The sequence below is a fragment of the Actinobaculum sp. oral taxon 183 str. F0552 genome, from assembly GCF_000466165.1.
Classification (GTDB): Bacteria; Actinomycetota; Actinomycetes; order Actinomycetales; family Actinomycetaceae; genus Peptidiphaga.
Window position 1 is genome coordinate 1 of sequence record NZ_KE951475.1, and the last position, 831, is coordinate 831.

Genomic DNA, 831 nt, shown 5'->3' on the forward strand with positions numbered 1-831 from the left:
CGGTGGCGGAGCCGGCGCCGCGAGCTGTCCGCGAGTCTGAAGGCCGCCGCCGCGCACGCGAGGACCGCCGCGCAGGCCTGCCGGGAAGCCGACGGGAAGGTCGCGGACTGCGCCGCCCGTCTGAGCTCGGCGCTGCACACCCTCCAACGCCTGCGCAGATCGGCTTCCCAGATCGCCGTCGAATGCGCGAAGGACGGGGAGTCCTTCGGGCGGGCCTACCCGCTGGACCTCTCGGCCGGCGACGCCGCGCGCGAGGAGCGGGCTCCCTGGCTGGACGCCGAGGTGGACGCGGCGCGGTCGGATCTGTTCGCGGCGGCGGTCAGGCTCCACGAGGCCTTCGTCTTCGCCGGCGGCTCGGACGTGCGCCGGGGGATGGCCGCCGCGGCGGACGTCGTGGCCGGCGAGACCGACGGCCTGACCGAGCCGGTCCTCCTGGCCGCCTGGCAGCTGTTCTTCCTCGCCGTTCCGGTCGTCTCGGCGACTTTCGCCTCGACGGGAAGGATGTTCGCCGGGCTCGGCCGGGAGGCGCTCGGGTGGCTGTTCGTCGACGACGCGGGCCGGATCGCGCCCCAGCTGGCCGTCAGGGCCCTGTGGGGGGTGAAGAGGGCGGTCGTGGCCGGCGACCCGCTGCACACCGGACCCGCAGCGCCGGTTCCCGGGCGGGCGATGGCCGAGATCGCGCGGCTGTACGGGATCGAGACGACGTGGCTGGCGCCCGGGGCCTCCGTGCAGGCGCTGGCCGACCGGGTGAGCGCGGTCGGCACCGTCGCGGCGGGCGCGGACGGCCGCTGCACGTGGGTCGGCTCCCCGCTTCGCATCGACCGGCATCCC

At 76.3% G+C, this 831-nt stretch carries 1 pseudogene; it reads left to right on the plus strand.

The window, feature by feature from the left end:
* Window positions 1–831: pseudogene (locus HMPREF0043_RS11575) on the plus strand (AAA family ATPase); the annotation flags it as partial.